This is a genomic window from Methylobacterium sp. B1, assembly GCF_000333255.1.
GTDB lineage: Bacteria > Pseudomonadota > Alphaproteobacteria > Rhizobiales > Beijerinckiaceae > Methylobacterium > Methylobacterium fujisawaense.
On sequence record NZ_BACT01000399.1, the window covers coordinates 1 to 6,252 of the forward strand.

At 71.5% G+C, this 6,252-nt stretch carries 3 protein-coding genes, 1 other RNA gene and 1 pseudogene; 3 read left to right on the top strand and 2 right to left on the bottom strand.

Features of this window, described 5'->3' with window-relative positions:
* Together I53_RS11545 and pepN are read right to left on the bottom strand one after the other, a co-directional pair.
* Positions 1-912: PAS domain-containing protein (locus I53_RS11545; protein ID WP_251982300.1), on the bottom strand; the 912-nt coding region annotated here is incomplete at its 3' end.
* 253 nt (positions 913-1,165) lie between these two features.
* The gene (pepN, locus tag I53_RS11550) at positions 1,166-3,787 is read right to left on the bottom strand and encodes an aminopeptidase N (RefSeq protein ID WP_043350717.1); all 2,622 of its coding nucleotides are present in this window, start codon (positions 3,785-3,787) and stop codon (positions 1,166-1,168) included.
* 399 nt (positions 3,788-4,186) lie between these two features.
* Here pepN and I53_RS11555 point away from each other — a divergent pair, with 399 nt between their 5' ends.
* From I53_RS11555 to rsmH, 3 genes and pseudogenes are all read left to right on the top strand, one after another.
* Positions 4,187-4,627 carry a VOC family protein gene (locus I53_RS11555; RefSeq protein WP_043350719.1) on the top strand — a complete coding sequence of 147 codons (441 nt, stop codon included), beginning with the start codon at positions 4,187-4,189 and terminating at the stop codon, positions 4,625-4,627.
* 53 nt (positions 4,628-4,680) lie between these two features.
* Positions 4,681-5,079: RNase P RNA component class A (rnpB, locus tag I53_RS30410), an RNA gene on the top strand.
* Between the two features lie 499 nt (positions 5,080-5,578).
* Positions 5,579-6,252, top strand: a pseudogene (gene rsmH / locus I53_RS11560) (16S rRNA (cytosine(1402)-N(4))-methyltransferase RsmH); the annotation flags it as partial.

Consider the following 6,252-nt stretch of genomic DNA (forward strand, 5'->3'; position numbering starts at 1 on the left):
CCGGGCACGCAGCCAGACATAGGCCCCGTCGGCGCCGCGCATCCGGAAGGCGTGGTCGATATGCGTCTGATTGGCGGCGAGCCCCCGGGCGAGGCTGTACAGGTCGCCATCATCGGGATGGACCAAGCCGTTGACGTCGCCGAACGAGAGATACTCGTTTTGTCGCCGGTAGCCGAGCAGCGTGTACATCGAGTCGGACCAGTAGATCCGGCCCCGGGCGATGTCCCAGTCCCACAGCCCACAGGCACCCCGGCGCAGGGCGGTCTCGAGGCGACCGCGGATCTGTTCGCGGGCGCGGTCGGCCCGGGCCGCCTGACGGGTCTGCAGCCCGTAGGCCAGTCCGACGCCGACGATCACGAGGGCGGCGGCGGCGATCAGGACGATCTGGTCGCGGGTGCGGGCGCTCCAGCCACGCAGCAGCGGCTCGATGGGCTGCAGCACCGCCACCTGGCCCGCGCCGCCCGGGAGGCTGTGCATGGCGGCGAGCACGCTCTCGCCCCCGGGGAGTTCGAGGGCCATGGCGCCGGCGCGCTCGCCGAGGCCGGAGAGCGGCTCGCTGTCGCCGAGGACGGCGGCGAGCGTCGTCCGGTCGGCGGGCAGCGGGGGATGGGCGGCGAGAATGCGGGTGTCGGGGCGGACCACCAGCAGGCGGCGGCCGGGATGCCGTTCGCTCTCCGGCATCAGCGCCCGCAGGTCCTCCGCCACGGTACCGGTCGGGTCCACCGCCCGGGCGGCCAGACGGGCGAAGCCTTCGACCTCGGCCCGGGCACCGGCCAGGATCTCGGCCCGCTGGCCCTGGATGTGAAGCGCCGCGAGCCCGACGAGGCAGGCCAGGAACACCGCCAGCGTCCCCGGCACGGCGTAGCGCAGCCAGCGTTCGGCTTGGCCGAGCCGCGGATCCCGGGTCCGCATCGGCCAGGAGATCGTGAGATTCGAATCCGCACGCGCGGAGAAGGAAGCGGAAGCCGCCTCCGGCATGGCCGAACCTCACCCGTGGGAACAGCGATCCGGTACGGGCGCCCGGCCCCCGAAGGCCCCCCGAATCTGAGTGAATACAATCACCTCGGGGGGCCGTTTGTCCACGGGTTTTTTACCATAACGACTTGACGCCCGTCGGGTGTTGCGCAGCCGCCAGAGAATCAATTTCTACCGCAGGTTCAGACGCTTAGCCGTCTTCAAGGGTGCGGGCGAGGATGTCGGCCGTGTCCCGGGAAAGGCCGGGGATCGCCTTGATCCCATTCAGCATTTCGACCGCTTTGGCGCCGCGTGATTTTTCCAGCCGACGCCATGATCCGAAGGCCGTGAGGAGCCGCGCGGCAACCTGTGGGTTGGTCGAATCAAGCGCCGCGACCGTATCGGCCACGCGGGCGAAGCCCGACCCGTCCGGCCGGGCGAACTGGGTCGGGTTGCCGAACGCGAAGCTTCCGATCAGCGCCCGGACGCGGTTCGGATTGGTCATGGTGAAGGCAGGGTGCTCCTGAAGCCGGGCGATCCGGTCGAGCGTGCCGGGTTCCGGGATCTGGGCCTGGATGGCAAACCACTTGTCGAGAACGAGGGGTTCGTCGGCGTAGCGCGTTGCGAACTCCGCGAGGGCAACCTCGCGGGTCTCGCCCGGAACCAGCGCCAGGGTGCCGAGGGCGGCGAGCCGGTCGGTCATGTTGGTCGCCTCGGCCAGGCGCTCGGCGGCGCGGGCCGCGCCGGTCCGGGGATCCCCGGCGGCGATCAGGTCGAGGGCAGCGTTGCGGAGCGACCGGCGCCCCGCCGAGGCGGCGTCGGGGCTGTAAGGGACACCCGCGTCCGGCACGAGCGCCGCGTCGATCGCTTCGAGCCGCGGCCGCAGGACCTGGCCGAGACGGGTCCGCAGATCGGAACGCCCCCGGTGGATGGCGTCGGGATCGACCTCGGCCGGGACGGCGTCGGCGGCCTCGCCTTCGCTCGGCAGTGCCAGGACCAGCGCCGCGAAGGCCGGGTCGGCCAGGGCCTCGCCGTCGAGGAAACGGCCGAGCGCCGCCGCGAAGGCCTCGGTCCGGTCGGGGTCCGGGTCGAGGATCAGCCGCAGCGCCACGTCCTGCGCGGCCTGCCAGCGATTGAAGGGGTCGCTGTCCTGTGCCAGGAGCCGCATCCGCTGCGCATCCGTCAGGCCGAGATCGAGCTTCACCGGCGCGGAGAAGTCGCGCAGGAGCGACGGGACCGGCTCCTCGGCGACGGCGTCGAACACGATCGCGGCCTCCGGGCGGTCGAGCACGTAGACGCCGTCCCGCACATCCGGGCAGTTGGCGCCGGTCAGTGGCCCCGTGGCCCCCACCAGGCCGAGGGCCACGGGAATGACCAAGGGTGGCCCGTCGGAGTCGGCCGTGCCGGGCAGGCTCTGAGCGAATTGGAGGGTGTAACGCGCGGCGGCCGGATCGTAGGCGGCCGTGACGGCGAGGCGGGGCGTACCGGGGCGCTCGTACCAGCGGGCGAACGCATCGAGGTCGCGCCCCGTCACGGCCGCGAAGGCCGCGAGGAAATCCTCCACGGTGGCGGCGCGCCCGTCGTTGTCGGCGAAGTAGCGGTCCATGCCGGCCCGGAAGGCCTCGGGACCGATCAGGGTCCGCAGCATCCGGACGATCTCGGCGCCCTTGTCGTAGACGGTCGCCGTGTAGAAGTTGTTGATCTCGGCATAGGCCCGCGGCCGCACCGGATGCCGCAGCGGCCCGGCATCCTCGGGGAACTGACGCGCCCGCAGCGAGCGCACCTCGGCAATGCGATGCACCGGCCTGGAGCGCATGTCGGAGGAGAATTCCTGGTCGCGGAAGACCGTGAGACCCTCCTTCAGGCAGAGCTGGAACCAGTCCCGGCAGGTGACGCGGTTGCCGGACCAGTTGTGGAAGTACTCGTGGGCAATGATCGCCTCGATGGCGGCGTAATCGCCATCGGTGGCGGTCTCGGGGCTGGCCAGCACGTACTTGTCGTTGAAGATGTTGAGGCCCTTGTTCTCCATGGCGCCCATGTTGAAGTCGGACACCGCGACGACGTTGAACACGTCGAGGTCGTAGGCGCGGCCGAAGGCCGTCTCGTCCCAGGCCATGGAGCGGATGACGGCGTCCAGGGCGTAGCCCGCCCGGTCCTCCTTGCCGGGCTCGACGTAGACCGCGCAGCTGACGGTGCGGCCCTCCATCGTGGTGAAGGGGGCCTCGACCTTCCCGAGCCGGCCGCCCACGAGGGCGAACAGGTAGGCGGGCTTGGGGTGCGGATCGTGCCAGAGGGCGTAGTGGCGGCCGGGCCCGGCATCGCCGGCCTCGACGGGATTGCCGTTGCCGAGCAGGACGGGCGCCTCGGTCCGGTCGGCCTCGATGCGCGTGGTGTAGACCGCCAGCACGTCGGGACGATCGAGGAAGTAGGTGATCCGCCGGAAGCCGTCCGCCTCGCACTGGGTGCAGTAGACCCCGTTCGAGCGGTAGAGCCCCATCAGCTTGGTGTTGGCGGTCGGATCCACCTCCGTGACGAGGCGCAGCGCGAAGGGCCGCGGAGGCGGATCGCGGAGGATGAAGCCGGACGGCATCGCCGCGTAGGCGTCGGGCGCCAGCGGCGCACCGTCGAGTTCGGCCGAGACCAGCCGGAGATCGTCGCCGTCGAGGGTGAGCGGAGCCGCCGGCACACCGGCCGGGTTCGGCCGCAGCGTCAAGGTCGCGTCGATGCGGGTCGCGTGCGGGTCGAGACGGATGTCGAGGTCGACCCGATCGATCAGGTAGTCGCTGGGCCGGTATTCCTCGAGGCGGATCAGCGGCGGCGTCTCGGTGCGCATTCGGCTCACTCCGGGTGCGGGATGGGCCCGTTCTGGTCCCTCGGCGCGCGCGGCGCAACGATCGGAGCCGCCGAAACGGCCCCGGAGAGACAGCGCGCCGTCGGGACAGCCTTCGCGCGTCAAACCGATCCGATCACCGCGCCGCAGCGCCCGGCGCTGGCGGCCGGCCGCGGCAACGGACGCGTCCGCCGTCGTCTTTCGGCGGTAGCCTCCCTCGCGCCGGCCGCCGGATCGGCACGGGACGCAGGAGCGCCAGGGTCGATTTATGGCCCGTCCGGCGCGCGCGGCCTTCTCACCGCCGGGCCGGCCGCTAGCTAGCGGTGGCGATCAGCCGGAGGCGGGACGCGCGTCCCGAACAGGACGCACGATCCACCTCCGACCAGCCACAGGATAGGTCCGATGGAATATCTGCACACCATGGTCCGGGTCGCCGACCTCGACCGAGCCCTCGCCTTCTACGTCGACACGTTCGGCCTGAAGGAGGTCCGCCGCGTCGAGAACGAGAAGGGGCGCTTCACCCTCGTGTTCCTGGCCGCCCCCGGCGACGTCGAGCGGGCCACGGCCACACGATCCCCGCTCATCGAGCTGACCTACAATTGGGATCCGGAAACCTACTCGGGCGGGCGCAACTTCGGCCATCTCGCCTATCAGGTGGACGACATCTACGCCTTCTGCGCGCGGCTGCAGGAGAAGGGCGTGACCATCAACCGCCCGCCGCGCGACGGCTACATGGCCTTCGTGAAGTCGCCGGACGGCATCTCCATCGAGATCCTCCAGAAGGGCGGCGCCAAGGCGCCGCAGGAGCCGTGGACGTCCATGGAGAACACCGGCACCTGGTAGCGCGGGTCGACTCCCTTGACCCGGACGGCCCCGCGGGCGCATCTGCCCGCGGATCAGCCGGCCGGGCGGCCGCTCCGGACGCGCGAGCGTCCGGGGAGGAAAGTCCGGGCTCCATGGAGAGACGGTGCCGGATAACATCCGGCGGGGGCGACCCCAGGGACAGTGCCACAGAAAGCAGACCGCCCCGGATCCGTCCGGGGTCAGGGTGAAAGGGTGCGGTAAGAGCGCACCGCGGACGCGGCAACGCGGACGGCACGGCAAACCCCACCGGGAGCAAGACCGAATAGGGGCGGCGCGCCCTTCGCGAGAAGGGCAGGCCGGCTCTCCAGGCCAGTCGCCCGGGTTGGTTGCTCGAGGCGGTCGGCAACGACCGTCCCAGAGGAATGGCCGCCACGTCGGCGTGCGCGAGCGCTCCGGCCCTACAGAACCCGGCTTATAGGCCGGCTGATCCACATCCCGATAAGCCTTGCGTCCGCAACGCCTTATCGGCCCGGCGCCGCGCCCGCGCCGCCGCACGCCGCGCCGAAGATTCCGGTGCGGCAAAAACCTTCGGTTAACCTTGCCGGGTTCAGATCGTTCGGCGCGGCAGCGCCAAGCTTGTGCGTTGACGATCCTCCGAGGCCCATGATACCCGGCATCCTCCCGTCAACGGCGTGTATCGGATCGCCGGGCGCAACCTGCCTTCCTGCAGGTCCCGTCCGTGCGCGGCGTTTTGCGCGCTCCGCATCCGGTGCCGTTCCCGTCACGCGCGCCGCGCTCGCGCGGCCCGGCACAGGGCACCATGAGACGCACGAGCCGCTTCCGCGTCCGGATCTCCGGACCGCGCCGATCCTCCGCCGGTTCTCGCAACCCGCGTCGCGCCCCGTCGGCGAGGCGCCCGTGAGCCGGCGCCGTCCTTCTCCCGGGAGCTCGCCCCGCCACAGCGGCGCCGTCGCGCCGTCGGAACCGCACGTGCCGGTCCTCCTCGATGAAGTCGTCGAGGCGCTCGGCACCGCGGGCGGGATCGCGGTCGACGGCACGTTCGGTGCCGGCGGCTATACCCGCGCCCTCCTGGCGGCGGATCCGGACCTGCAGGTCGTCGCGATCGATCGGGACCCCACGGCGATCGCTGCCGGGCAGGCGCTCGTCGCGGAATCCGGGGGGCGCCTGCGCCTCCTGCCCGGCCGCTTCGGCGCGCTCGACACCCTCCTGGCGGAGACAGGTCTCGCGCAGGTCGACCGGGTGGTCCTCGATATCGGCGTCTCCTCGATGCAGCTCGACGTGCCGGAACGGGGCTTCTCGTTCCGGAGCGACGGGCCCCTCGACATGCGCATGGGCTGCGACGGGCCGAGCGCCGCCGACCTCGTGAACGAGGCCGACGAGACCGTGCTCGCCGACATCCTCTATCATTACGGCGAGGAGCGTCGCTCGCGCGCGGTGGCACGGACCATCTTCGAGGCGCGCCGCCGCGGACGGATCGAGACCACGGCGCAGCTCGCGGAGCTGGTCGCCAGCGTCGTGCGCGTCGAGCCCGGCAGCCACATTCACCCGGCGACGCGGACGTTCCAGGCCTGCGCATCGCCGTGAACGACGAACTCGGCGAATTGGTGCGGGCGCTGCACGCCGCCGAGCGCGTGCTCAGGCGG

Excerpts from the sequence above, each read along its gene's own strand:
- pepN (WP_043350717.1), bottom strand. The coding sequence starts at position 3,787 with ATGCGCACCGAGACGCCGCCGCTGATCCGCCTCGAGGAATACCGGCCC.
- I53_RS11555 (WP_043350719.1), top strand. The coding sequence starts at position 4,187 with ATGGAATATCTGCACACCATGGTCCGGGTCGCCGACCTCGACCGAGCC.